Consider the following 26,705-nt stretch of genomic DNA (forward strand, 5'->3'; position numbering starts at 1 on the left):
TAACCATGGACCCGATCATCGCTGCAACTCATGCCGATCCGTATCCCTACTACGCCCAATTGCGCGCCGAGGGTGGGCTGATCTTTCATCCAGGTCTGAATCTATGGTTGGCCACCAGTGCCCGCGCGGTCGCCGCGGTGCTGGCGCACCCCGCCTGCCATGTTCGTCCGGTCCATGAGCCTGTGCCCAAGGCGATCGCCGACGGCATGGCCGGCAAGGTGTTTGGTCAGTTGATGCGGATGAATGAAGGCGAACGCCAGCGCTGCCCTCGCTCGGCCATCGAGCCGGGGCTGCAAGGGATCGAGCCGGCGGAAATCGAAGCGCTGGTCGCTGCCCGCCTGATTGCGCCGGGCGCTGAAGGGTTGCAGGCCGCCATGTTCCGCGGGCCGGTGTGTATTGTCGCGGCGCTGTTGGGCTTTTCCCCGGCGCAGGGCCGCATCATCAGTGAGCTGACCGCAGACTTCGTTGCCTGCCTGTCGCCCCTGAGCACGCCGGCGCAACTGGGCGCCGCCCATGCCGCCGCTGAACAGTTGCATGGCTATTTTGTCGAGCTTCTCGATGAACAGGCGCCTCGAAGCACCCTGCTCGCCGGCTTCTGCCAACGCTTGGCGACGAACACCGACACCCTGATTGCCAACCTGATCGGCCTGCTGTCGCAGACGTTTGAAGCCACGGCCGGGTTGATCGGTAACGCTGTGCTGGCCCTGATGCAAAAACCGGCATTGCGTAGCGAATCAATGCAACTGGGCGACTTGCTGGCAGAAGTCCAGCGCTTCGACCCTTCGGTGCAGAACACCCGGCGTTTCGTCAGCGCGTCTTGTGAAATCGAGGGTGTCAGCTTGAACCCAGGTGACGTGGTCCTGGTGCTGCTGGCGTCGGCCAACCGCGATCCTCGACTCAACGACAACCCTGATGCCTTCCTGCTCAACCGTCCGGACAGACGCAGTTTTACGTTCGGGGCCGGTCGCCATCAATGTCCGGGGCAGATTCTGGCGATGAGTATTGCGAGCGCCACTGTCGAGCAGATACTGGCGGCTAACCCGGCGCTGGATCGCTTGACCTGGAGCTACCGACCATCCGTGAATGGGCGGATTCCCATCTTTGCCAATCTTCAGGTCTGAAAACCGAGTAATCGTTCATCGCGAGCAGGCTCGCTCCCACAGGGAATTTGTGCACGACACATAATCCATGTGGGAGCGAGCCTGCTCGCAAAGGCGATCGAACTAACAACACTCACCGATTCGCCCAATCAATCATCCCGCGTCAGCACTTCCAGCAATTCAATCTCGAAAACCAGGTTCGAGTTCGGCGGGATCTTGCCCATCGTGCGCTCGCCATAAGCCAGGTGTGCCGGCACCAGCAATTTGCGCTTGCCACCGACTTGCATGCCCATGATGCCCTGGTCCCAGCCCTTGATCACACGTCCGGTGCCGATCACGCACTGGAACGGCTTGCCCCGGCTCCAGGAAGAATCGAATTCCGTACCGTCTTCCAGCCATCCGCGGTACTGCGTGGTGATCAGTGCGCCTTTGACGGCGGCTTTTCCGTCACCCACCTGGAGTTCGATTACCTGAAGGTCGTCATTCATTGTTTTCACTCGTATCCTTGTCGCCCGAAAGGCTTGATGGGCGCCGTTTTCCCAGATTTTCAGCCAATTGGCAACCATCGCCCCCACTTGACGATGGTTTGCCGCTATTTGCCGAAGTTAGGCTGAACTAAGCTAACAACCACTACTCCACACGGTTCATTACGCCATGATGGCCTTCTTCGAATGATATTGCTTTGGACCAGCGCCGCCATCGGCTCGGTGATGCTCATTTTGATCGTCGTGTTGATCCTGCGCGAGCGCGGATTGCGTCGGCAACTGGCCGAATATCGCTCGATCATCAATGAACTTGCCGAGGGCCATAACATCCGCCAGGACGGTGACGTCGAGCGCTTCAAGCGCAGCCAGTACTTCGCCCGCATCGGCACCTGGGACTGGGATGTCGACACCGACAAGCTCTACTGGTCCGAAGCAATCTACGCCATGTTCGGGTTCAGGATCGGCGAAGTGACCCCCTCCTACAGCCTGTTTTGCGCCTGCGTGCACCCGGACGACCGGGCGAGGGTCCGGGCCGGCGAGCTGCGCTGCCTGGCAACCGGCGAAAACCACGACGAGGAATACCGCGTGGTCTGGCCCGACGGCACCATCCGCTGGCTGCGGGAAACCGGCAACGTGGTCAAGAACGATCACGATGAAACGATCAAGATGATGGGCGTGGTGCGCGATATCACCGAGGAAAAAGCCTCGGCCAGCTACCTGCAACACCTGGCCCATTTCGACCCGCTGACCGGATTGCCCAACCGGCTGGTGCTGGAGGAACGCCTGTCCGACGCACTGGAACAGGCGCGTGTCAGCGCCACGAGGGTGGCACTGGTGTTTGTCGACCTTAACGGTTTCAAGGCCATCAATGACCGCTACGGACATGCGGCTGGCGACCGTGTGTTGATCACCACCGCCACCCGGCTGAAAAAAATACTGAACACCGCCGACACCGTCGCCCGAATCGGCGGCGACGAATTCGTGGTGATTCTCCAGGGCCTGCCCCAAGGCATCTGCCTGCAGGATGAAGCCCGCAGCATCTGCCAGAAAATCTTCGTCGAACTCTCCCCGCCCGTGACCATCGGCAATGACCAGCGCCACATCGGCACCAGCCTGGGCGTCGCCGTATTCCCCGACCATGCGCCGAGCATGGACCGGCTGATCCACATTGCCGACCTGGCGATGTATGAGGCCAAGCGCAGCGGGAACAATCAGTATCGGTTGGGTGAGCAGGTGGTGTTTCATCCAACATGAATGCTGACTGGCAGGGCCTCTTCGCGGGCAAGCCTTGCTCCTACAGATCGCAGTGATGCTTCTGTGGGAGCAAAGCTTGCCCGCGATGGCGTCCGCCCATACGACACACCCGCATTGATCCACCCCGCGCATCAATGCATGCCAACTATGCAATTAACATATCGCTCCCCCTGCTCCACTATCCACCCCAATAAGAACCGTGCGCCGCGTCCAGGCGACGCACGTCATAAAAGCGGTGGAGTACTTATCTATGACAGCCTCAATCCCACGCGGACGCTCTCGGGCCAGTGCGATTTTCCGGGTTACCTCGGGTAACTTCCTTGAACAGTTCGACTTCTTCCTCTTCGGTTTTTACGCCACGCAAATCGCTGCCGTGTTCTTCCCGGCCAGTAGTGAGTTCGCCTCGCTGATGATGACCTTTGCCGTATTCGGCGCAGGCTTCCTGATGCGTCCACTGGGTGCCGTGGTGCTGGGTGCGTATATCGATGATGTGGGCCGACGCAAAGGCTTGATCGTGACGTTGTCGATCATGGCCAGCGGCACGATCCTGATCGTACTGGTGCCCGGTTATGAAACCATCGGCCTGTTCGCCCCCGCGCTCGTGCTCATTGGCCGCTTGCTACAGGGCTTCTCGGCCGGTGCGGAACTGGGTGGTGTTTCGGTGTATCTCTCGGAGATCGCGACGCCTGGCAATAAAGGCTTCTTCACCAGTTGGCAGTCGGGCAGCCAGCAAGTGGCGATCGTCGTCGCGGCGGCGTTGGGCTATGGCCTGAACCAATGGATGGCGCCAGCGGTGATTGCCGACTGGGGTTGGCGGATTCCGTTTTTCGTCGGCTGCATGATCGTGCCATTCATCTTCTTCCTGCGCCGTAACCTGGAAGAGTCTGAAGAATTCGCCGCGCGCAAACACCGGCCAGGCATGGCCGAAGTGTTCCGCACCCTGGCACAGAACTGGGTGATCGTGGTCGCGAGCATGCTGATGGTCGCCCTGACCACCACGGCGTTCTACCTGATCACCGTGTACGCGCCGACTTTCGGCAAAACCGTGCTGCACCTGAGCACGTCCGATGCATTGCTGGTGACCTTGTTGGTGGGCGTCTCGAACTTCTTCTGGCTGCCGATCGGTGGCGCGTTGTCGGACCGCATCGGGCGGCGTCCGGTGTTGATTACCATGGCCCTGCTGGCGCTCGCTTCGACCTATCCGGCGTTGTCCTATCTGGTACAAGCGCCGAGCTTCCTCAACATGCTGTTGGTGCTGCTGTGGTTGTCGTTCATTTACGGTTTGTACAACGGCGCGATGATTCCGGCGCTCACCGAAATCATGCCGGTGGAGGTGCGGGTCGCGGGGTTCTCCCTGGCCTACAGCCTGGCTACCGCAGTGTTTGGCGGGTTCACCCCGGCGATGTCGACGTTGCTGATCCAGTACAGCGGCGACAAGGCGGCGCCTGGGTACTGGATGAGTTTCGCGGCACTCTGCGCGTTGTGCGCGACGCTGTTTCTCTATCGCCGTGTCAGTGGTCGCCTGCAACCGGCCCTGTCGTGAACCTGCCCTGTTCGAGAATGCCCATGAAAAAGCTATTGAATGTCGCGGCCCTGGCGCTGCTCATCAGCGTGAGCGCTGTCGCCCATGCACAAGAGATTCGCGTGATGACCTCCGGCGGCTTCACCGCCGCCTACAAGATCCTCGGACCGAAGTTCGCCGCCGCCACCGGTAACACCCTGGACACGGCCCTCGGCCCGTCGATGGGAAAAGCCCCGGAAGCGATCCCCAACCGCCTCGCCCGGGGAGAACGAGCCGACGTGGTGATCATGGTCGGCTACGCGCTGGACGATCTGATCAAGCAAGGCAAAGTCGATCCGGCATCCCGGGTCGAACTGGCTGACTCACGGATCGGCCTGGTGGTTCGCGAAGGCGCGCCCAAGCCGGACATCAGTTCCGTCGACAGTCTGAAAAAGACATTGCTCGACGCCAAGTCAGTCGCCTATTCCGACAGCGCCAGCGGCGTGTACATCGAGCAGCAATTGTTCAAACGCCTGGGCATCGAGGGTCAGCTCAAAGCCAAGTCGACGATGGTGCCGAAAATCCCCGTGGCCTCCGTGGTTGCCACTGGCGACTATCAATTGGGATTCCAGCAGGTCAGCGAATTGCTGCCGGTGCCGGGAGTGACTTTTGTGGCGAAGATTCCGGAGTCGGTGCAATCGGTCACCCGTTTTGCCGCGGGTGTTCCGGTGGACGCGCAACACCCGGCCGAGGCCAAGGCGCTGCTGGCGTTCATGGCTTCGGCCCAGGCTCAGGCGGATGTGAAAGCCACTGGGCTGGACTCGGTCAGTCACTGAGGGTCGGCGGCACGACTTTCATTTCCACCACCAGGCGCTCCAGCGCCAGGGCCGCCGGGGTCAGCGTGCGCCCCCGGCGCTTGATCAATCCGACACTGCGCATCACCTGCGGGTCGGTGAGCGGCACCCGCGTCAGAATCGGGTGGTCCGCCGCCGGCATCGCCATCAACGGCACCGCCGCCACGCCCAGCCCCGCTTCCACCAGGCCGATCATGGTCGTTACGTGCAGGGTTTCACAGATGCTCTGACGCTGCGGCACCACTCTGGCCAGCGCCTGATCCAGCAGAAAGCGGTTGCCCGATGTCTTGCCCAGCGAGATATAGTCCTGCTGATAAAACTCGTCCCAGGTCACGCTGGTGCGCCCGGCCAACGGATGATCGCGTCGGCAGGCCACCACATAACTCTCTTGCACCAACGGCTCGAAATCCACTTCGGCCTCAAGGGTACCCATGAAGCTCAGGCCAAAATCCGCCTCGCCGTTGACCACCGCACTCAGCACTTCGTGGGCGCTGGAATCCAGCACCTTGACCTTGATTCGTGGAAATTGCCGGTGATAGTGCGCGATGACCCGCGGCATGAAGTAGTACGCCGCCGACGGCACGCAGGCGACGGTGACGTGGCCGAGGCGGGTCGAAGCGACTTCACTGATGCCCAGCAATGCCATGTCCAAATCGTCCAGCAGACGCTCGACGTTGGGAATGAAACCGCGCCCGGCCTGGGTCAGACTGACTTTGCGCGTGGTTCGATCGAACAATCTCACGCCGAGGGCGTCCTCCAGCTTTTCTATCCGTCGGCTCAGGGCTGGCTGAGAGATGCGCACGGCATCGGCGGCCTTGCGAAAGCTGCCCTGCTCGACTACCGCGCGAAAGGCTTGCAGGTCGTTGAGGTCGAAATTGATGGCCATGGTGCGCACCCGGGGTCGAATCCGATTGATCCGATTGGTCTATGAATGTAAGCAATTAATGCAAAATGTAACATCATCTGTGCATTTCAGGCCGCCATCGCGAGCAGGCTCGCTCCCACAGAGACGGTTGTCGGTCACAAAAATGCGTGCTCGACACCGAACAATTGTGGGAGCGAGCCTGCTCGCGCTGACGGTCTGTCAGCCATCAACGATGCACGGTCAAAGCTGACGCACGAAGCCGCAGCCTTTATCCTTGTCGCCCCCGCCGTACCGAGTAAATGGAGTTTTTCCCATGCCCCATGAAGGCAATCTATTGCAAGCCGCCGTCGTGTTTCTGTTCGCGGCAGTCCTCACCGTTCCCCTGGCCAAACGCCTGCAACTGGGGGCGGTGCTGGGTTATCTGTTTGCCGGGGTGATCATCGGCCCCTCGGTGCTGGGCCTGATCGGCAACCCGAGCAGCGTCAGCCACATCTCGGAACTCGGCGTGGTGCTGCTGCTGTTCATCATCGGCCTGGAATTGTCGCCGCGACGCCTGTGGGTGATGCGCAAATCGGTATTCGGCGTTGGCTTGGCGCAGGTGCTGTTGACCGGCTCGGTGATTGGCGTGGTGGCGCTGTTTCTGTTTGGCCAGCCCTTGAACAGCGCGATCGTGCTGGGCCTGGGGCTGGCCCTGTCGTCCACCGCGTTTGGCCTGCAAAGCCTGGCCGAACGCAAGGAATTGACCAGCCCCCACGGGCGTCTGGCCTTCGCGATTCTGTTGTTTCAAGACATCGCCGCGATCCCGTTGATCGCCATGGTGCCGTTGCTGGCCGGCGTCGATCACAACGCCAGCGCGGCGCAAGATGTGAACCATGGTTTGCGGGTGCTGGCCAGCATCGCCGTGGTGGTGATCGGCGGCCGTTATCTGTTGCGTCCGGTGTTCAGAGTGGTGGCGAAAACCGGCTTGCCGGAGGTGTCTACCGCCACCGCGCTGCTGGTGGTGATCGGCACCGCATGGCTGATGGATCTGGTCGGGGTATCCATGGCCCTCGGCGCGTTCCTCGCCGGTCTGCTGCTGGCGGACTCCGAGTACCGTCATGAGCTGGAAGCGCAAATCGAACCGTTCAAGGGCCTGTTGCTGGGCCTGTTTTTCATCAGCGTCGGCATGGGCGCGAACCTGAGCCTGCTGCTGAGCGCCCCGATCACGGTATTGGGCCTGACCCTGCTGCTGATCGCCATCAAGCTGCCGTTGCTGTTTGTCGTGGGCCGACTGGCCGGGGGCTTGAGCAAAGTCAGCGCCATTCGCCTGGGCATCGTCCTGGCGGCCGGAGGTGAGTTTGCCTTTGTGGTGTTCAAGATTGGCCGCGATCAAGGCTTGTTCGAACCGCGCCTGTACGACTTGCTGGTGCTGACCATCACCCTGTCCATGGCCCTCACGCCCTTGTTGCTGCTGGCCTGCGCGCGTCTGGTCAACCCCAGGGTGCAACCGGTGGTGGTGCCGGAGAAATTCCGCGAAATCGATACCGATGCGCCCCGCGTAGTGATCGCCGGCATGGGCCGTATGGGCCAGATCGTGGCGCGGATCCTGCGGGCACAGAACATCAAGTTCGTCGCCCTCGACACCTCGGTGGAAACCATCGAGCTGTCCCGCAGTTTCGGCGGTGTGCCGGTGTTCTACGGCGACCCGATGCGCCCGGAAATCCTCAGCGCGGCCAAGGTCGAGCAAGCCGAGTTCTTCGTGATCGCCACCGATGACCCGGACACCAACATCAAGACCGCCGAGCTGGTGCACAAGCTCTACCCGCACATGAAGATCATCGCCCGCGCCCGTAACCGCCAGCATGTGCATCGTTTGGTGGACGTGGGTGCCCACGCCGTTCGCGAAACCTTCTACTCGAGCCTGGAAATGAGCCGGCAGACGCTGATCGGCCTGGGCTTGACCCAGGCCCAGGCGGATGCGCGGATCAAGCGTTTCAAGCATCACGACGAACAGGTACTCGAAGCCCAGCATGCGATCTACGACGATGCGGCGAAAGTCATGCAGACGGCGCAGGAAGCACGGGCGGAACTGGCGCGGTTGTTTGAGTCGGACCAGCTGGAAGAGCAAGCCGGCAAAAAATGAGGTGACTGTAATGGCCTCATCGCGGGCAAGCCCGCTCCCACAGTGATTGTTGGCGATCACAAATTTTGTGTACACCCGCTGACCCTGTGGGAGCGGGCTTGCCCGCGATGAACGACAACGCGGTTTATCAGACGAACCCAATTTTCAAGGACACTGCTTTGGCCGACCCATCCTCCCCCGCCCTGAAGGAAATCTTCAACGCCGAGCGCCTCGAGCACATCGCCATCGAGATGACCGCGGTCTATCCCGACTTCGACGCCAAGGCGTTCCTGAAACTGGCCAAGGCGGGGTTGGCGGATCTGTCGGTGATGCAGCGCATGGCCCGCGTCAGCGAATGCCTGCATGCGGTATTGCCGCTGGACTATGAAGCGTCGCTGGAGATGTTGCGCGCCCTCGCCCCGCGCCTCAACAGTGGGTTCGTCAGCATGTGCCTGCCGCATTACGTGGCGACTTACGGCGCAGACCGGTTCGAGTTGTCCATGGAGGCGCTCAAGTACTTCACCGTGTTCGGCTCTTCGGAGTTCGCGGTCCGCCCGTTCCTGCGCAACGATTTCGAGCGTTCGCTGCAACTGATGCACGACTGGTCGCTGGATGACAACGAGCATGTCCGGCGCCTGGCCAGCGAAGGTTGCCGTCCGCGCCTGCCGTGGTCGTTTCGCCTGGAGCGGATTCAGGCTGACCCGAGTCTCGCCGCAAGCATTCTCGACAACCTCAAGGCCGATACCAGTCTGTACGTGCGCAAGTCCGTGGCCAACCACCTCAACGACATCACCAAGGCGCATCCCGAGTGGGTGCTTGACCTGATCGAGGGCTGGTCACTGGACAACAAACACACCGCCTGGATTGCCCGGCACGCCCTGCGCAGCCTGATCAAACAGGGCAATCAGCGGGCGCTGGCGATCATGGGAGCCGGTGGCAAGCCTGAAGTCGAGATCATCGATGTGCAGGTCAACCCGCCAGTGATTGGCCTGGGAGAGAAAATCACCCTGTCCTTCGCCGTCAAATCCACGGTCGAGGCCAGCCAGCGTCTGGTGATCGACTACGCCATCGATTACGTGAAAGCCAATGGCAGCACCTCGGCGAAGGTGTTCAAGCTCAAGGCCCTGACCTTGCCTGGCAATGCCACCGAATCCATCGCCCGTAGCCAGCACATCAAGGCACTCACCACTCGCCGGCACTACGCTGGCACGCATGCGGTGCATGTATTGGTGAATGGCGAACGGCTGGCGAGCACGGCGTTCGAAATCCTTCCTTGAAACACGACCCGGCACTCTGTGGGAGCAAATCTTGCTCGCGATAGCGTCAATTCAGGCACACCGCGTTATCGTTGTTCGCGAGCAAGCATTGCTCCTACAAGGGTTGTGCGCCCAGCAGAAGATCCTGTTCACGCTCACATAACTGCACCACGTAATCCCACATCACCCGCAATCGCACGGATTTGTGCAGCTCGCGGCGGGTGCTGATCCAATAGCTGCGCAGGATGCTTTCATCTGCAAATAGCGGCACCAGCCCGGGGTCGGCGCTGGCCATGTAGCACGGCAGCACGGCGATGCCCAGGCCCGCGCGGGCCGCTTGTTGCTGAGCGATGACGCTGGTGCTGTGAAAGACCACCTGCGGGTTGCGGCAGAAACTGTTGAGGAACATCAGTTCCTGGCTGAACAGCAGGTCGTCGACGTAACCGATCCAGGCATGCCGCCCCAGGTCATCTCGATTGACCAGCGGTGGCGCCTTGTCGAGATAATCCTGGCTGGCATACAGCGCCAGGCGATAGTCCGTGAGTTTGCGCGTGACCAGCATGTCGGCGGCCGGGCGTTCGAGGTGGATGCTGATTTCCGCTTCGCGGTTGAGGATGCTGACGAAGCGCGGCACCGCCACCAACTCCACCTCCAGGCCCGGATAACGTTCGAACAGGCCATTCATGCGGCTGGCGAGAAACATGATGCCCAGCCCTTCCGTGACCCCGACGCGGATCTTGCCCAGCGGCGCCGTGGATTGGGTGATTTCCTCCTGGGCCAGCAGCGCAACGTTCTCCATGGCTTCGGCGTGCTTGAGCAGCGCCTCGCCGGCCGGTGTCAGCTCATAGCCCTGGGCATGCTGCACGAACAGCGCGGTGCCGAGGCTCTTTTCAATGGCCTCGATATGCCGTGCCACCGTGGCATGGGTGGTGTTCAGGCGGCGGGCCGCAGTGAGCAACCGCCCGCTGCGCTGCAACTCCAGAAAAAACCGCAGGTCATTCCAGTCGAACATGAATCATCCTTGAGGCTTGGCGGTTGAAGACGCTGTTTAAAAACGCACAGCAGCTGGGTAAAAACTAACATTCTTTAAACGAAAGCTAACAACTAGGATGGAACACAACAAGAACAACAACACGAGGTCAGGGATGCAAACCGCCCTTGATGAATACGACTACATCGTGGTCGGCGCCGGGCCGGCCGGTTGTTTGCTGGCCAATCGACTGTCGGCCGAGCCTCAACATCGGGTGCTGCTGCTCGAAGCCGGTGGCCGCGATAACTATGCGTGGATTCACATCCCCGTGGGTTATCTGTTTTGCATCGGCAACCCGCGCACCGACTGGTGCTTCAAGACCGAAGCGCAACCCGGCCTGCAAGGCCGTACCTTGAGTTATCCGCGCGGCAAAGTGCTGGGTGGCTGCTCGTCGATCAACGGCATGATCTACATGCGCGGCCAGGCCGGCGATTACGACCGCTGGGCCGCCGATGGCAATCCCGGCTGGAGCTGGCAGGACGTGCTGCCGTTGTTCAAGAAAAGCGAAAATCACTTTGCCGGGGCGTCCGAGTTTCATGGTGCCGACGGCCAATGGCGAGTGGAACGCCAGCGCCTGTCGTGGCCGATTCTCGATGCCTTCCGCAGTGCTGCCGAGCAAAGCGGCATTGCCAGCATCGATGACTTCAACCAGGGCGATAACGAAGGTTGTGGCTACTTTCAGGTCAACCAGAAGGCCGGTATCCGCTGGAACGCGGCCAAGGCGTTTCTCAAGCCGATCCGCCACCGTCCGAATCTGACCGTGCTGACCGGGGTCGAGGTCGACCGCGTGCTACTGGAAAACGCCCGGGCCTCGGCGGTCAGCGTCCGCTGGCAGGGTCAGGCGAAAACCTTCAAGGCGCGCAAGGAAATCATCCTGTGCGCTGGCTCCGTCGGTTCGCCGAGCATCCTGCAACGATCAGGGATCGGCCCTCGCCCGTTGTTGCAACGCCTGGGTATCGGCGTCATTCATGAACTGTCTGGCGTGGGCGGCAATCTGCAGGATCACCTGCAATTGCGGCTGATCTACAAACTGGAAAATGCCCGCACGCTCAATCAGATCGCCGGCAGCCTGTGGGGCAAGATGGGCATGGGCCTGCGTTATCTGTACGACCGCAGCGGCCCGCTGTCCATGGCGCCAAGCCAACTGGGCGCCTTCGCCCGCTCGGGGCCGGAGCAGGCTTCGGCCAATCTTGAGTACCACGTGCAACCGTTGTCCCTGGAGCGCTTCGGCGAACCGCTGCATGCCTTTCCGGCGTTCACGGCATCGGTCTGCGACTTGCGCCCGCAAAGTCGAGGCAAGGTGGAAATCCGTTCCGTGAATCCACAAGAAGCACCGTTGATCCAGCCCAACTATCTGAGCCATCCGGAAGACTTGCGCGTTGCCGCCGACGCCATTCGCCTGACCCGGCGCATCGTTGCCGCGCCGGCCCTGCAAGCGTTCAAGCCCGTCGAATACCTGCCCGGCGACAGCCTGCAAAGCGAAGAACAACTGCACGAAGCCGCCGCGCGGATCGGCACCACGATTTTCCATCCGGTCGGCACCTGCCGCATGGGCAACGATGCGGACGCGGTGGTCGATGCCCAATTGCGCGTCCACGGCATCCCTGGCTTGCGCATTGCCGACGCCTCGATCATGCCGCGCATCACCTCGGGCAATACCTGTTCGCCTACGCTGATGATCGCGGAGAAGGCTGCGCAACTGATTCTAAATCTTGCTGTAGACACTCCCCCAGTGGGAGCGAGCCTGCTCGCGAAGGCGGCGGATCTTCAACATTGATGGTGGCTGACCCACCGCATTCGCGAGCAGGCTCGCTCCCACAAGGGATTTACATCTGATTCACGGACACGCAACACCAGTGGAACAACAAAAACAATCACTGTGAGGGATACCGATATGTCAGAACATGTTCAGCCCCTGGAAGCCTTGCGTAGCGCGGGCACCAGTCAGGAAACCCAGAAAGTCATCTTCGCCTCGTCACTCGGCACGGTCTTCGAGTGGTATGACTTTTTCCTCTATGGCGCCCTCGCGGCGGTCATCAGCAAGCAGTTCTTCGCCGGGGTCAACGACACCACGGCCTTCATCTTTGCCCTGATGGCCTTCGCCGCCGGCTTCATTGTCAGGCCGTTCGGCGCCCTGGTGTTCGGCCGGTTGGGGGACATGATCGGACGCAAGTACACCTTCCTCGCCACCATCATCCTCATGGGCCTGGCGACCTTTTGCGTCGGCCTGTTACCGAACTACGCCAGCATCGGCATCGCCGCGCCGATCATCCTCGTGGCGCTGCGTATGCTTCAGGGCCTGGCCCTGGGCGGCGAGTACGGTGGTGCCGCGACCTATGTCGCGGAACACGCGCCCATCGGCAAACGTGGCTTCCACACCAGCTGGATTCAATCCACCGCCACCCTCGGCCTGTTGCTGTCGCTGCTGGTGGTGCTCGGCTGCCGCTACTTCACCGGCGACCAGTTCGAGGTCTGGGGCTGGCGCATTCCGTTCCTTTTTTCGATCATCCTGCTGGGCATTTCGACCTGGATTCGCCTGAGCCTGCATGAGTCGCCGGCCTTCGTGAAAATGAAAGAGGAAGGCAAACTCTGCAAGTCGCCCATCCGCGATTCCTTCGGCAAATGGGAAAACCTCAAGGTCGTGTTGATCGCCCTGTTCAGCATCAACGCCGGGCAGGCCGTAACCTTCTACGCGGCGCAGTTCTACGTGCTGTTCTTCCTCACCCAGTTCCTGAAAATGGACCCGGCCGTGGCCAACGGCCTGCTGATCGTCAGCGTGACCATCGGCGCGCCGTTCTTCATTTTCTTCGGCTGGCTGTCGGACAAGGTCGGGCGCAAGCCGGTGCTGATGCTCGGCCTGTTGCTGGCCACTGCCCTGTACTTCCCGATCTTCAAGACCCTGGCCCACTACGCCAACCCGGCCATCGACCAGGCCAGCCGTCAGGCGTCGATCACCGTGCTGGCCGACCCGGCCACTTGCACCTTCCAGTTCGACCCGGTGGGCAAGGCGAAATTTGATAGCCCCTGCGACAAGGTCAAGACCTTCCTGGTCAAGCAGGGTCTGCCGTACAACAGCGCCGCCGCCCCGGCTGGCAGCGGCGTGCAGGTGAGTGTCGGCGACGTGAAGATCGACGGTTTCGACGAGGCTGCCCTACGCGGTGCGGTGACCCTCGCCGGCTACCCGCAAAAGGCCGACATGCAGCAGATCAACAAACCGATGATCGTGGCACTGATCGTCGCGTTGATCATCATCTCCGCCATGTGCTACGGCCCGTTGGCGGCGTTGATGGTCGAACTGTTCCCGACCCGCATTCGCTACACCTCGATGTCCCTGCCCTACCACATCGGCAACGGCTGGTTCGGCGGCTTCCTGCCGACGGTGTCCTTCGCGCTGGTGGTGTACACCGGGGATATTTTCTACGGGCTGTGGTACCCGGTGCTGATTACCGGGGTGAGCCTGGTGGTGGGGATGATTTGCCTGCGTGAGACGCGGAACGTGGATCTGGACAAAAACTGAGGCGAGCTGGAAAAAACTGTGGGAGCGAGCCTGCTCGCGAATAGGCCGTGTCAGTCGACGTTGATGTCGCCTGATACACCGCTTTCGTCGGAACGCCGCCCGGAGCCGGCGCGCTCCCACAGTGGTTTGTGAATCACTCCTCGAGTTCGACGATCTCGAACTTCACCTGATCCGGATAAAACGCCATGTATTCGCGAATCTGCGAGACAGACACCTTGGGATTCTCGTAGCTCCACACCGCATTGGCGCCTTCATGCCCGGGAACCTGCAGACTGAAGTAGCTGGCATCGCCCTTGTAGGGGCAATAACTGGTGTGATCGGTCCGGGCGTAATACTTTTCGTCGATGTCTTCTCGCGGTACGTAATACACCGGCGGGTAATTGGCCTCCAGCAGCACCAGTGCCCGCGAAGACGCGGCCACCTGGATACCGTGAAATTTCACCAACAGGCAGCCGGGCTGCTCGGCAATGGTGATGACAGGACTAGGACCGGTGCTTTTCATGGAATACGTTCCTCATGACGATGATTGACCGCGTTATCGTTCATCGCGAGCAAGCTCGCTCCTACAGCGATGGGCTGCGCAGCAGCCCCAAAACCTGAGACCACGATGTATCAGGTATAACCCAAGTTTCGCATTCACAACGGCTTCGCAGCCGAACGGGACTTTGCGCGGGATTGAACGCTTGAATCCTGGCCCCGGGGGAATTTCGTCTACGATTTATAAACCGTTTACATCCCTACTGCGCAGGTACGCAGTCGTGGCGTGGGGTTGCGAATCTCAGTCGCTGAGGATCCCCACATGCCTGCCACAACCTTTTCTCTCAATCAGAAAATCATCACCCTGGACGCCCGGCCGGACCGCCTGGACCTGCGCGATCGCATGTTTACGCCTCGGGTCCAATCACTGCCGGCAACCTGGCCTGCGCAAAACGACATTGTCAGCCAATTTTCGGATTATCTGGGCCGGGGCCTGGTACTCAATCAAGGCAACGAAGGCGCGTGCACCGGCTTCGGACTGGCAGCCGTGGTGAACTATTTATTGTGGAGAAACGACCGTGCGTCCCCCAAGACCAGTCCGCGCCAGCTCTATCACCTGGCCAAGCTGTATGACGAATGGCCGGGCGAAGACTACACGGGTTCCAGTTGTCGCGGAGCCTTGAAGGGATGGCATAAGCATGGCGTTTGCGCCGAGGAACTGTGGCCCTATACCGTAAAGGCCGACGGCTCGGTTCCGGCATTTGAAGCGCCGGACCCGAGGTGGGCAGCCGACGCCGTGACCCGCCCGCTAGGGGTTTACTACCGCGTCGAGAAAGATGACATCACCGCCATGATGGCGGCGTTGCATGAAGCCAACGCGATTTACGTTTCGGCCAATGTGCATCAGGGTTGGGCATTGATGCAGCCTCAAAGCAAAAAAAAACCGGTGGTGCAGTTCCAGGACATGTCTCAACTTCCGGTCATTCAATGGCCCTCAAAGGCTGAGGGCGGACACGCCTTTGCATTGATCGGCTACACCCACCAAGGGTTCATCGTGCAGAACTCCTGGTCGACCGACTGGGGATTCGCAGGCTTCGCCATCCTGACCTTCGAAGACTGGCTCGCCAACGGCACCGACGCGTGGACCGTCGCCCTCGGCGTGCCGATCGAACACGGCGCGATATCGCGCAATGCGCGCCCTTCGCGCTCCAGGGCCGATGTGCAATCGGCGTTTCGCAGCGCCCTTTCAAGTACCAGCGCCAAGCGCGAAGGTTTCTCGCTGTTTACCGCCAGCAATCGTGACGCCGACCGCAAAGGACCTGCATTGTTAACCGTCGATCAGGCCTACGGCTTGACCATCGTGATGGAAAACAATGGCAGCATCGGCCCGCGTCTTACCGACGTGGAAAACGTCAGCGCCGGCGTCAGGCGAATCGTCTACGAATCACCTCGCGCCTGGTACGACAAACTGCCCGCGGCGGACAAACCCTCCGTCCTGCGTATCGCAGTTTTCACCCACGGCGGGCTCAACTCCGAGCAGGACTCCATCAACCGGATTTGTGCGATGGCGCCCTACTTCCTCGAAAACGGCATTTATCCCTTGTTCATCACTTGGCGCACCGGTGTGCTCGAGACGCTGATCGACATCGTCCATGACACGATGCCCGGACTGTTTCCCGAAGCTGGCGGATTCAGCGATGTGTTGAAAGTCATCAAGGACAAAGCCCTGGAAAGCCTGGATCGCACGGTAGAACTGGCCACCAAAAAGCTCGGGGGCGATCAGTGGAGTCAGATGAAGCAGAATGCCGATGCGGCCGCCGTGGCAGGCTTGACTCCCCGGGGCCTGGTGGAAATGGCCGACTGGCTGAAAAAGCTGATCGGTGACATGGGCCAAAAGAACGTAGAGCTACACCTGATCGGACATTCCGCGGGCTCCTTGATCAATGGACGCCTGATTCAATTGTTGTGGGCCAGAGGTTTGCCCGTTGAAACGTCGACGCTGCTGGCCCCCGCCTGCACCCTCGACTTCGCCAACCAGACCTTCCGTAAAGTCATCGAGACCGGTGGCCTCAAGCGCAAGGATTTCCATATCCACATGATGTCCGATAACCGTGAACAAAGTGACAACGTCGTCGGCGTGTACCACAAGTCACTGCTGTACCTCGTGTCCCGGGCCTATGAAGAACTGCATCGCATGCCGCTGCTGGGCATGGCCAAGAGCCTGGACAAGGATTTCCAGAATTTCGCCGATCCCGCCCTGGCGGAGTGGAACATTGCCGCCAGGAACATGACCGAACAGTGGAACAGTTTCTACTGGGGCAAGGACGGGAAACCGGCAAAAGACATTCCGTCAGGTTTTGCCGCGACGGGCAACGGGCTTGCCGACGAGTTCGCCAATACCCTGCATATCTTCAACGACCAGAAAATGAACTATGGTGCGGGCACCAAAGCGGACACCTCCCATGGTGGGTTCGACAATGACGTAAACGTCATTACCACGGCATTGCTGACTATTCTCCGGCAAGTGCCTGGTACGAAGCTGAAGCAGCCGGTGGTCAATCTCAACTACTGACGGATCCAGGAGAATGACATGCCGGACTCGCCCATCGCACCGCCAGGCGCTCGCACGCTGCTTTATCGCGGGGACATCCAGGCGTGCGACCCCTGGTTCAAGACATCGGTGGAGTTAACTGCCGCCGAGCGCTATTTCTTCCGCGCATCGGGATCGTGGACCGACTGGACACAGGTCCATGATCCCAACGGATCACCCATGGCAAACCTGCGGCTTTTCGAGCGCTTTATCCGCTGCAAGGAGGCGGACGCCACCTGGTTTACGCTCGTGGGAACGATCAACAAGGATCCCGCCAGTTTTTTTGCCATCGGTGACGGTCGCCGTTGGCCGACGGGCTGGATTGCGCCGGCGTCTGGTCGACTGTTCTGCTTCGCCAACGACGCGAGGTTGATGTACTTCAACAACCGAGGTGCCATCACACTGGAGGTATGGACCACCTGAAATGGCAACGCAGCAACTGTATATTCATACAGATAAAGATTGCCCCCACGCTCATCTCCGGCCATTCTGTGCACCTCCCGGACACTGATCGACGATGGTGGTTATGCGGCTGTACCTCTGTGAAAAACCTTCCCAGGCCAAAGACATTGCGGCCGTGCTCGGCGCCAAACGTCGCGGCGATGGCTGCTGGCTGGGAACGGACGTCACGGTGACCTGGTGTATCGGCCATCTGCTGGAAACCGCGCCGCCGGATGCCTATGACGCACGTTATAAACGCTGGGTACTGGCCGACCTGCCGATCATTCCGGACAAATGGAAAATGACCGTCAAACCCCGCACCGCCAGCCAGTACAAGGCCGTCAAGCGCCTGCTCGGCGAGGCCAGCGAACTGATCATTGCCACCGACGCCGACCGCGAAGGTGAAATGATCGCCCGGGAACTGGTGGAGCATTGCCGTTATCGCGGTCCGATCCGCCGCCTGTGGCTGTCGGCACTGGACGATGCCTCGATCCGCAAGGCCCTGGCCGCGCTCAAGCCGGGGGCCGAGACCTTCAGCCTTTACCATTCCGCATTGGGGCGCAGCCGGGCCGACTGGCTGATCGGGATGAACATGAGCCGGCTGTTCACCCTGCTGGGGCGCCAGTCAGGCTATCAAGGCGTATTGCCGGTCGGCCGGGTGCAAACGCCGACCCTGCGCCTGGTGGTAGACCGCGACCGCAGCATTGCCGATTTCGTACCGGTCGCCTACTGGGCCATCGACGTGCAACTGCTGCATGACGGCACCACCTTCACCGCCCAATGGCGGGCGACCTCCGATGCCTGCGACGATCAGGATCGCTGCCTGAATCAGGCATTGGCCCGGCAGGCAGCCGCGGCGATGACGGGCGCTGCGAGCGCCAGGGTCATCAAACTGCGCACCGAGCGGATGCGCGAAGTGGCCCCGCTGCCGTTCGACCTGGGCACGCTGCAGGAAGTCTGTTCAAAGAAACTCGGGCTCGGCGCCCAGGAAACCCTCGATATTGCCCAGGCGCTCTACGAAACCCATAAAGTCATCACCTACCCGCGCAGCGACTGTGGCTACCTGCCGTTGAGCCAGCACAGCGAAGCGCCGGGCATTCTGGCGGCATTGCGCCAGGCCGATCCGGCGCTGGACGCCTTGCACGGTCATCTCGAACCGCTACGCCGCTCACGGGCCTGGAACGATGCCAAGGTCAGCGCGCACCATGGCATCATTCCCACCGCTGCCGCGAAAAACCTCGATCGTCTGGTGGGCAAGCAGCGCGCGGTCTACACCCTGATCCGCGCACGGTATCTGGCGCAGTTCCTGCCCAATCATGAATACGACCGCACCCAGGCCGACTTCGACTGCGCCGGTGAAGCCTTGCGCGCGGTCGGCAAGCAGATCGTCGAAGCCGGCTGGAAACGGGCCTTGCCCGAAGCCCTTGCCCCGGCCAAAGGACGTGAGGCACCGGCACCGCAAACCTTGCCGAACCTCAGGGAGGGAATTGACTGCGCGGTAGCGGCCGTGCAACTCAAGGACTTGTGGACTCAACCACCCAAGCCGTTCACCGAGGGTGATTTGATCAAGGCCATGAAAAACGTGGCCAAGCTGGTGGAAGATCCGCTGCTCAAGCAGAAGCTCAAGGACACCACCGGTATCGGCACCGAAGCGACCCGCGCCTCGATCATCCAGGGCCTGCTCGATCGCGGTTATCTGGTCAAGAACGGCAAGGCACTGTCTGCAACCCCGGCCGCGTTCAGCCTGATCGATGCCGTGCCGCGGGCGATTGCCGATCCGGGTACCACCGCAATCTGGGAGCAGGCACTGGACATGGTGCAAAGCGGAGAAATGAGCCTCGAAGAATTCGTGACCAAACAGGCCGCCTGGATGAGCAAGCAGGTCAGCCGTTGCGCCGGCCTGAGCCTGACCATCAGCGGCCCGGCCAGCCCTGCCGGGCGTGGCGCCACACCGTGGAAAAACAAGCGCAAACCGGCGAAACGCAAAACGTCAACCGGTAGCAAACGAACGGCGAAACCGACAAGCAAGGTCTGAAGCGAATCAGGCCACAGGGTTATTGTGGTTCGATCTATCCTTGGCTGAGGGGTATCGCGTCTCAGGAGCCACCTCCCATGTCGTCAATCGAACTGCACGCCGCCCAGCGCGACGAACTGGAAACCCTCGAAAACCTGATGCAGTTCTACACCTATGACTTCAGCGAGTGGCTGCCACTGAAGCTGGGGGAACATGGCTTTTTCAATATTCAGCCCCTGCCAGACTATTGGCGAAACCCCGCGACCCGACCATTCCTGGTCCGTGTCGACGGTGAACTGGCTGGTTTCGTAACGGTAGACAACGAGACCCACCTGCCCGGCGCCCGGTACAACATCGGCTACCTGTTTATTGCGCGGCGCTTTCGTGGCCAGGGTGTCGCGAGGTTTGTCGTTTCCACCCTCTTGAGTCGCTTCCCCGGTCAATGGCAGATTTTACATCTTGATGCGAACCTTGGCGCTCGGGCGTTCTGGACCACGGTAATGCCAGACTTTTGCCCAAACGGTTTTGACCAGCATCAACAGTCAATCAAGGGTCTACCCTGCACCCTTTACCGATTTTCGATGTAGTCGTCACCCCCCTCGATGGGTGCTTTTCTAGCCCCCTTCCCTAATTCCACACAGCTTTGTCCGACAATATGTAGTGACCAAAAATAATCACTACAAAACCGTTGACGCCTGCGATTTGCCCTTGCATGATGCAGACGTCTCCCCGATCGGGAGTACAGGCAACACGTTTGAGCAAGCTCGTCTGACCGCCGAGCTGTTTTTTCCGGATACACGCTGCCCACAAGGCAGATTGAAGAAGCTGACCTGGCCTGAACGTCCAGTACAAGGGCGAGAAGCGCTGGCGATCCATCCTCATGAAGCTTGTGGCCGACCTTGAAAACGTCGGCAGGGCCAGAAGGTTTTCGCCGCTTCTCTTCGTTGTGACGCTATTGCGTAGCAGTTATTCAACACGACTACATGCAACAGACGCAGGACCTCGCCTCTATCGGCGGACGACTGCTGACGTCCTGGTTTCGGTGCCAGGGATCAACTAACCGATGGGCTACTTGTATTAGCGAATCAACTTTGAAAGATCACCAATTGGTCAAGGGAGCTTTATGATGAATCTGAACAATCAACCGACTATCGAAGAACTGGCTCGTCTGTTCGCGGCGAAAAAAGATACGCTCGACAACCATATTCTTTGGATCAGCAAATCGGGCAGCGTTCATATCGACTGCCTGTCGCCCCACACCCATGAAGCGGAGTTCGACCAGAACAACCAGAACCTGTTGGCCCGACTGAAGATGTACCGTCGCGGCCAGGGCTATGTCGGCAAGAAAGCCGCGGCCGACAAGGACTTCATTGGTAATGTTCTACAAACGCTGAAACAGGCTTGGGCCTCGTTGCAGAATCAGAATGAAGTTCGGGTGATTGACCGGTTGTACTAATTGAAATGAGTCATTACTGACTTATTAATGAAAAGGGCCTGTTCCCAATAGGAGCAGGCCTTTTTTATTGAATCTAATACACAAATGATCAGATCACTCCAGCCCGCTCCCACAAGGTTTTGTGTTGTCTATGAGAGCGGGTTATCCAACACCAATTCCAAAAACGCCAATGAAGCCGCGCTGTGATAGTTGTTTTTACGCCGCAGCAGTGCCGCCCCACGCCTGGGCGCCTGTCCCACCAATGGAATCTTGCGTAATGCCCGCTCCCCCGTGGCGATGGGTTCCGGAAGAATCGTCGCAATGGCTGTGTGACGAATGACTTCCAGCAATGTATTGACCGAATTGACCTCGATGGCCACCTTCGGCGTGATCTGTGCCTGAGCGAAGTACTCATCAATGCAAGTACGGGTGACGAAACCCGGGGTCAACAACGCGAACTGCAGTTGCGCCACCTCTTCGCTGGTCAATGCCTCCTCGCGTTCATACAACGGATGCGCCCGACCGACCATCAGCGCCAGGGTCTCGGTAAACGCCGGAAGCGACTCGATCTCGGCGTTTCTCACCTGATCGAACGCGATCGCGATATCCAGTGAATCACCCGCCAGCCCGACCTCGATGTCGTCCATCGACAGTTCGAAAATCTCCAGGTGGATGTTCGGGTACCGCGCCGCGTAATCGCGCACCAGCGGCCCCACCAGATACGCCATGAACGTCGGGGTCATGGCCAGGCGCAAGGTGCCACGGGACAAGTCCTTCACGTCATGCAGCGCACGCTTGCCCGCCTCCAGTTCCACCAGCACCCGACGGGCGCATTCAATGTAGGCCTGGCCCGCATCGGTCGGCTTGACCGTGCGCGAGGTGCGGTCGAACAGACTGACACCGAGGGTTTCTTCCAATTGCCGAATCTGTTGCGACAGGGTCGGCTGGGACACGTGCAAGGCTTCGGCGGCGCGGGTGAACCCGCCGTTGTCGGCGACGGCCAGCAAGTAACGCAAATGACGCAGCAACATGGGACCTCCATCTATAGGCAGTGCTTATACATTGCATTGTATATCGGTCTTGGACGCTATGAGTTGATCGGCAGAAGATGAGCCCACACCCAAGCGCTACCCACTGCAACAGGAGATCTGCCATGCAACACTCCCACGCTTACAACGACACCAGCCTCGAACTGACTGCCAAAATCCTGGACGCCAAGGCTCGCAAAAACCTGTCCTTCGAAGACATGGCGCAAGGCACTGGCCTGGGCCTGGCTTACGTCACCGCGGCCCTGCTCGGCCAGCACCCTCTGCCGCAAAGCGCGGCGAAAGTGATCGGCGAAAAACTCGACCTGGATGCCGACACCGTGGCCCGCCTGCAGATCATCCCGCTGCGCGGCAGCCTCTCGGGTGTCCCGACCGACCCGACCATCTACCGTTTCTACGAAATGATCCAGATCTACGGCACCACCTTGAAAGCCCTGGTCCATGAGCAGTTTGGCGACGGCATCATCAGCGCAATCAACTTCAAGCTCGACATGAAGAAAGTCGAAGATCCGGAAGGCGGCTCCCGCGCGGTGATCACCCTCGACGGCAAATTCCTGCCCCTGCGTCCTTTCTGAGTTGATAGCGGCCCGCACCGCCGTGCGGGCCAAACCCGGCATATCCATGAGGACACATCCATGAAAGCGCTCATCGAAGGTTTTCTGAAGTTCCAGAAAGAAGCCTTTCCACAACGTACCGATCTGTTCAAGCACCTGGCCACTACCCAACACCCAGGCACCTTGTTCATCACCTGTTCCGACAGCCGAGTCGTGCCGGAACTGCTGACCCAGCAAGAGCCCGGTGAGCTGTTCGTGATCCGGAACGCCGGCAACATCGTGCCCTCCTACAGCCCCCATCCTGGCGGTGTGTCCGCCACGGTCGAGTACGCTGTCGCCGTGCTGGGAGTGACCGATATCGTGATCTGCGGCCATTCGGACTGCGGCGCGATGACCGCTGTCGCCAAGTGCACCTGCATGGATCACCTGCCTGCCGTCAGCGGCTGGCTGCAACACGCCGAGTCGGCAAAAGTCATCAACGAATCCCGCCCTCACGGGAGTGACGCGGCGAAGGTGAGTTCAATGGTCCGGGAGAATGTCATCGCGCAACTGGCCAATATCCAGACGCACCCGAGCGTACGCCTGGCTCAGGAGAAAGGCCTGTTGAATTTGCATGGTTGGGTTTACGACATCGAGACCGGTTCAGTCGATGCCCTGGATGCCAACAGCCACCGCTTCGTGGCGCTCGCCGAGTATCCGGACACCTGTGCCATTCAAGCACGACCCGCAGCAGCAGCCTGACGTTTGAACCCACTGACAGCGAGACGATCGACCCAGCGCTCCCGGCTCACGGGAGCGCTGCACCGACACGATCGACAGGGTTATTTATCGTCCATCCTCGTTGACGATTGTGACCGTTTTTCAGGGGCCTCTTCAGCGTTGGGTGGTTCTGGAATGCTGCCCGGCGTGAACACGTGAGTCAGCAAGTCCCGGGCATCGACTTCGGTGACACCCTGAACCGAACGAGCCAGGCTTACCGCCTGCTCACACTGTTTATGGGTGTTGACGCGCCCGCTCAACGCCACCGTGCCCCCATGGGTCTTGACATGGATTTGCAGGCCAAAGCTGGGTTCGGCCATTGCCAGGGCTGACTTCACCCGGGCGGTGATCCACGTGTCGTGAACGCCCCTTTCCAGATCCTGAGAGTAATGTTGAAACGAATGAAGTTTCATGCTGCAACCCTCTTCACGTCATCAGATGCGCTGTCCTTCCCATTTGCTGTACAGCCCTCTGCCTCTCAGGCGAGCGTCTGGGACATCTGATTCGTTTTGGAGTGCTCGCCACGGCAATACAGACACTCATTAAGTATAGTGCGGCCGGCACCCCGGGGACGGGGAGCCGACTCAACGTTTGACCGATAGATCCGTCTGGGTCATGCGGCTGCGAATGGTGAACACACCGTCGCCCGACAGAATCGCGCTGCGCGCAAACAAACGCCCGCTCTCCCAGTTCGACAGGCCCAGTTCCGGCTTGTTGAGCGCGTACTGGCCGTCGACCCACCGGGTAATGCCGTTGCCGACAAAAGGTGCATTGACCGCGTTATAGAAACGCTCCTGAGCCGCCGCGTCTTCACTGATCAGCGACACGGTGAACTGCGGGCTGTAGCGATTGAACAAGGCGATGGCGCTGTCCAGGTCGTCGACGATTTTCAGGCTGACTTCCGGGGTTTCCTCCCATTCCCACTCGCGGCCCAACTGATCTTCCGGCAGCGGTTCGGCCAGGGCTTCGGTGCGGTAGCCTTCGGCGCGGTACACCTCGACGGTCGTGCTTTGCCAATCGGCGGGCAGGTACGTTTCGCTGCCTTCGACGATGTGCAGTTTGCAGCCCTGGCCCCGGGCCTTGCCGGCCTGTTGCAGCGCATCGAGAAACAGTGGCACCAGCTCTGCGGCGCGGTCGCGGTGGATCAGGCAGACGTTCAGGGTGTTGCAGACCTTGCGGTCAAGGGAGTTGCGCACCACGCAGGTGAAGCGTGTGGCATCGGCATCGGTATCGGCGATCAGCCAGGCACCACCGGTGCCGTGCAGGCTGACGGCGGTGCCGGCCTGTTGCGCGATGCTGCCCAACTGGCTGACGGCACGCCCCGAACCACGGGCCACGGCCAGCGACAGGCGCCGGTCGGCGAACATCGCCCAACCGGCGGCGTGATTGACGCTTTCCACCAGCGACACCGCACCGCTCGGCAAACCGGCGTCGGCAAGCGCCGGATTCAACGCATGGGTGACGATCGCCTGAGCCGTGCCCAACGCATCGCTGCCAATGCGCAGCACCGCCGTGTTACCGGTGCGCAACACGCCGGCGGCATCGGCGAACACATTCGGCCGGCCTTCGAAGACGAATGCAACGATGCCCAACGGTGATACCACTTGCTCGACTTTCCAGCCATCGTGCTCGACGCAACTGATCACTTTGCCGCGAGTGGCCGACGCATCGCGCCAGGCGCGCAGCCCGGCAATCATGTCCCGGCGCATGCGCTCATCGGCCAGCAAGCGCGTGGTCGAACGGCCACGGGTCTTGGCCCGCTCGATGTCGGCCTGGTTGGCCGCTTCGATCAAGGCCCAGCAATCCGGGGTTTCCAGGCGTTGGGCGAACAGGTCGAAGAAGTGGCTGATCGCCTGATCCGACACCGCCGACATCGCGCTGAACGCCGCTTCGGCGCGTTCGATCGCGACCGCCGCCGCCTGCTGGTCGGCCACCGGAATCAACAGCAATTCGCCGCTGACCTGCTCCACCAGCAGGTGATCTCCGGGCTGGAAGCGTGCCGCCAGTTCGGGGCTGACCACAGTGACACGATTACCGGCGAAAGGGATCGGCGTGCCAGCGACTAGACGTTCGAGCGCAAGAGACATGAAGCGGTATCACCATGCAATGGGCGGGCGGAAAATGTATAGCAAAAGTCCCTGAGCGTCACCCGCCACCGGCCTGCGCCGATGATCGCAAAAGCGCCGGCACCGCCCCGGCGCACCTACGCTTAAACCGTGCACCCGCGTTTCCATTTTCGAAGGAGGCCGTCATGAGCGATGAATTCAGAAGCCATGGCGCGGCCCTTGACGACGAAGGTCTGGAAAATGCATTGGACCTGGCCAAAGTCAGCGCTGCGCAATTGTGGGCTGTTCTGGCAGTAGAAACCTCCGGCAACGGATACTTTTCCGATCGCCGTCCGAAAATCCTCTTCGAGCGACACGTATTCAGCCGCTTGACCCACCAGATGTTTGACGCGCAACACCCTGATATCAGCAGTAAAACCCCCGGTAACTATGGCGCTACGGGGGATCATCAGTACGACCGTCTGAACCAGGCCATCCGCCTGAACCGCAATGCGGCGCTGCAAAGTGCTTCATGGGGCTTGGGGCAGACCATGGGATTCAACTACACCACCACCGGCTCGGCGGACGTGGAGGCAATGGTCAAGCGCATGGTGATGTCCGAAAACGAGCAATTGCTGTGCACCGTCGGCGAACTGATCGGCAGTGGATCGGTGGCGGCGTTGCGAGCCAAGGACTGGGCGAATTTCGCCCGACGCTACAACGGCCCCAATTACGCCATCAACAACTACGACTTGCGGCTCAGTGCCGCCTACCAAAAGTTTTCCTATGGCGGCACCCCGGACCTGAGGATCCGCATGGCCCAGGCCTATCTGACGTACCTGGGCTGGCACCCCGGCCCGATTGACGGCATCGTCGGCAAACAGACCCGGGACGCGATGAACCTGTTCCAGGCCAAAGAGGGCCTGGACCTGACCACAGTGCTGGATGACCAGACGCTGGAACGCTTGCGCAGTAACATCCTGGCGTTGCCGCTCTGACCCGCAATACCTGCACACATCCCCTGTAGGAGCGAGCCTGCTCGCGAAGGGGCCGGTACATCCAACATCGCCGATACCTGATACACCGCTTTCGCTGGCAAGCCAGCTCCCACAAGGCCTGGGTTGGTCAGGAAACCAGGCGAACACCCCCAAATCACTGTGGGAGCTGGCTTGCCAGCGATGGGGCCGGTACATCCAACATCGCCGATACCTGATACACCGCTTTCGCTGGCAAGCCAGCTCCCACAGGGCCTGGGTTGGTCAGGAAACCAGGCGAACACCCCCAAATCACTGTGGGAGCTGGCTTGCCAGCGATGGGGCCGGCACATCCAACATCGCCGATACCTGACACACCGCTTTCGCTGGCAAGCCAGCTCCCACAG

General features: G+C 60.4%; 23 protein-coding genes. 16 read left to right on the top strand and 7 right to left on the bottom strand.

Features of this window, described 5'->3' with window-relative positions:
• The first annotated feature begins 5 nt into the window (after window positions 1-5).
• On the top strand, window positions 6-1,121 hold the full coding sequence (locus BJ917_RS03655) for a cytochrome P450 (protein WP_121101948.1): 1,116 nt from the start codon (window positions 6-8) through the stop codon (window positions 1,119-1,121).
• Window positions 1,122-1,249: 128 nt separating this feature from the next.
• On the opposite strand, the gene BJ917_RS03660 is transcribed toward BJ917_RS03655, so the two are convergent.
• On the bottom strand, window positions 1,250-1,588 hold the full coding sequence (locus tag BJ917_RS03660; protein ID WP_096510860.1) for an FKBP-type peptidyl-prolyl cis-trans isomerase: 339 nt from the start codon (window positions 1,586-1,588) through the stop codon (window positions 1,250-1,252).
• A gap of 183 nt (window positions 1,589-1,771) precedes the next feature.
• On the opposite strand from BJ917_RS03660, the gene BJ917_RS03665 reads away from it, so the two are divergent.
• The 3 genes from BJ917_RS03665 to BJ917_RS03675 all read left to right on the top strand — a co-directional run bounded on the left by BJ917_RS03665 (window position 1,772) and on the right by BJ917_RS03675 (window position 5,176).
• Window positions 1,772-2,839, top strand: a complete 1,068-nt coding sequence (locus tag BJ917_RS03665; protein WP_121101951.1) for a sensor domain-containing diguanylate cyclase — start codon at window positions 1,772-1,774, stop codon at window positions 2,837-2,839.
• Between the two features lie 250 nt (window positions 2,840-3,089).
• Window positions 3,090-4,382 (top strand): MFS transporter, encoded by a 1,293-nt coding sequence (locus BJ917_RS03670; RefSeq protein WP_121101954.1) that lies wholly within the window; start codon window positions 3,090-3,092, stop codon window positions 4,380-4,382.
• A gap of 23 nt (window positions 4,383-4,405) precedes the next feature.
• On the top strand, window positions 4,406-5,176 hold the full coding sequence (locus tag BJ917_RS03675) for a substrate-binding domain-containing protein (protein ID WP_096510854.1): 771 nt from the start codon (window positions 4,406-4,408) through the stop codon (window positions 5,174-5,176).
• Here the strand turns inward: BJ917_RS03675 and BJ917_RS03680 are convergent.
• Window positions 5,166-6,080 (bottom strand): LysR family transcriptional regulator, encoded by a 915-nt coding sequence (locus BJ917_RS03680; protein WP_096510852.1) that lies wholly within the window; start codon window positions 6,078-6,080, stop codon window positions 5,166-5,168. The two genes, BJ917_RS03675 and BJ917_RS03680, sit on opposite strands and share 11 nt — an antisense overlap.
• A gap of 292 nt (window positions 6,081-6,372) precedes the next feature.
• Between BJ917_RS03680 and BJ917_RS03685 the strand changes: the two genes are divergently transcribed.
• Window positions 6,373-8,181, top strand: a complete 1,809-nt coding sequence (locus tag BJ917_RS03685) for a monovalent cation:proton antiporter-2 (CPA2) family protein (protein WP_121101957.1) — start codon at window positions 6,373-6,375, stop codon at window positions 8,179-8,181.
• Window positions 8,182-8,339: 158 nt separating this feature from the next.
• Entirely contained in the window at window positions 8,340-9,437 is a 1,098-nt protein-coding gene (locus BJ917_RS03690; RefSeq protein ID WP_121103090.1) for a DNA alkylation repair protein, read from the top strand.
• 94 nt (window positions 9,438-9,531) lie between these two features.
• Here the strand turns inward: BJ917_RS03690 and BJ917_RS03695 are convergent, their stop codons facing one another.
• Window positions 9,532-10,428, bottom strand: a complete 897-nt coding sequence (locus BJ917_RS03695) for a LysR family transcriptional regulator (RefSeq protein WP_121101960.1) — start codon at window positions 10,426-10,428, stop codon at window positions 9,532-9,534.
• A 133-nt stretch (window positions 10,429-10,561) separates the two neighbouring features.
• Here BJ917_RS03695 and BJ917_RS03700 point away from each other — a divergent pair, with 133 nt between their 5' ends.
• Together BJ917_RS03700 and BJ917_RS03705 are read left to right on the top strand one after the other, a co-directional pair.
• Window positions 10,562-12,223, top strand: a complete 1,662-nt coding sequence (locus tag BJ917_RS03700; RefSeq protein ID WP_096510846.1) for a GMC family oxidoreductase — start codon at window positions 10,562-10,564, stop codon at window positions 12,221-12,223.
• Window positions 12,224-12,340: 117 nt separating this feature from the next.
• Window positions 12,341-13,963: an MFS transporter gene (locus BJ917_RS03705; protein ID WP_121101964.1), complete on the top strand. Its 1,623-nt coding sequence runs from the start codon at window positions 12,341-12,343 to the stop codon at window positions 13,961-13,963.
• 133 nt (window positions 13,964-14,096) lie between these two features.
• Here BJ917_RS03705 and BJ917_RS03710 read toward each other — a convergent pair whose 3' ends face one another.
• The gene (locus BJ917_RS03710; RefSeq protein ID WP_121101967.1) at window positions 14,097-14,465 is read right to left on the bottom strand and encodes a DUF427 domain-containing protein; all 369 of its coding nucleotides are present in this window, start codon (window positions 14,463-14,465) and stop codon (window positions 14,097-14,099) included.
• A gap of 297 nt (window positions 14,466-14,762) precedes the next feature.
• Between BJ917_RS03710 and BJ917_RS03715 the strand changes: the two genes are divergently transcribed.
• The 5 genes from BJ917_RS03715 to BJ917_RS03740 all read left to right on the top strand — a co-directional run bounded on the left by BJ917_RS03715 (window position 14,763) and on the right by BJ917_RS03740 (window position 20,941).
• Window positions 14,763-17,012 (top strand): C1 family peptidase, encoded by a 2,250-nt coding sequence (locus tag BJ917_RS03715; RefSeq protein ID WP_121101970.1) that lies wholly within the window; start codon window positions 14,763-14,765, stop codon window positions 17,010-17,012.
• 18 nt (window positions 17,013-17,030) lie between these two features.
• A complete protein-coding gene (locus BJ917_RS03720) occupies window positions 17,031-17,453 on the top strand; it encodes a hypothetical protein (RefSeq protein WP_121101973.1) in 423 nt (140 codons plus the stop codon).
• Between the two features lie 103 nt (window positions 17,454-17,556).
• Entirely contained in the window at window positions 17,557-19,506 is a 1,950-nt protein-coding gene (locus BJ917_RS03725) for a DNA topoisomerase III (protein ID WP_121101977.1), read from the top strand.
• A 77-nt stretch (window positions 19,507-19,583) separates the two neighbouring features.
• A complete protein-coding gene (locus BJ917_RS03730) occupies window positions 19,584-20,072 on the top strand; it encodes a GNAT family N-acetyltransferase (RefSeq protein ID WP_096510837.1) in 489 nt (162 codons plus the stop codon).
• A gap of 539 nt (window positions 20,073-20,611) precedes the next feature.
• Window positions 20,612-20,941, top strand: coding sequence for a hypothetical protein (locus tag BJ917_RS03740; protein WP_096510833.1), 330 nt, complete (start codon window positions 20,612-20,614; stop codon window positions 20,939-20,941).
• Window positions 20,942-21,069: 128 nt separating this feature from the next.
• Here the strand turns inward: BJ917_RS03740 and cynR are convergent, their stop codons facing one another.
• Entirely contained in the window at window positions 21,070-21,951 is an 882-nt protein-coding gene (gene cynR / locus BJ917_RS03745; protein ID WP_096510831.1) for a transcriptional regulator CynR, read from the bottom strand.
• A 122-nt stretch (window positions 21,952-22,073) separates the two neighbouring features.
• On the opposite strand from cynR, the gene cynS reads away from it, so the two are divergent.
• Together cynS and BJ917_RS03755 are read left to right on the top strand one after the other, a co-directional pair.
• The gene (gene cynS / locus BJ917_RS03750) at window positions 22,074-22,541 is read left to right on the top strand and encodes a cyanase (protein ID WP_121101980.1); all 468 of its coding nucleotides are present in this window, start codon (window positions 22,074-22,076) and stop codon (window positions 22,539-22,541) included.
• A gap of 60 nt (window positions 22,542-22,601) precedes the next feature.
• On the top strand, window positions 22,602-23,261 hold the full coding sequence (locus tag BJ917_RS03755) for a carbonic anhydrase (RefSeq protein ID WP_096510827.1): 660 nt from the start codon (window positions 22,602-22,604) through the stop codon (window positions 23,259-23,261).
• An 80-nt stretch (window positions 23,262-23,341) separates the two neighbouring features.
• Here the strand turns inward: BJ917_RS03755 and BJ917_RS03760 are convergent, their stop codons facing one another.
• Window positions 23,342-23,692: a BON domain-containing protein gene (locus tag BJ917_RS03760; RefSeq protein ID WP_096510825.1), complete on the bottom strand. Its 351-nt coding sequence runs from the start codon at window positions 23,690-23,692 to the stop codon at window positions 23,342-23,344.
• A 171-nt stretch (window positions 23,693-23,863) separates the two neighbouring features.
• Window positions 23,864-25,366 carry an aldehyde dehydrogenase family protein gene (locus BJ917_RS03765; RefSeq protein ID WP_121101984.1) on the bottom strand — a complete coding sequence of 501 codons (1,503 nt, stop codon included), beginning with the start codon at window positions 25,364-25,366 and terminating at the stop codon, window positions 23,864-23,866.
• A 164-nt stretch (window positions 25,367-25,530) separates the two neighbouring features.
• On the opposite strand from BJ917_RS03765, the gene BJ917_RS03770 reads away from it, so the two are divergent.
• Window positions 25,531-26,322 carry an N-acetylmuramidase domain-containing protein gene (locus tag BJ917_RS03770; RefSeq protein ID WP_096510821.1) on the top strand — a complete coding sequence of 264 codons (792 nt, stop codon included), beginning with the start codon at window positions 25,531-25,533 and terminating at the stop codon, window positions 26,320-26,322.
• Window positions 26,323-26,705: the final 383 nt, after the last annotated feature.

Origin of the sequence: Pseudomonas sp. WPR_5_2 (genome assembly GCF_003634475.1) — a bacterium.
Taxonomy (GTDB): Bacteria; Pseudomonadota; Gammaproteobacteria; order Pseudomonadales; family Pseudomonadaceae; genus Aquipseudomonas; species Aquipseudomonas izuensis.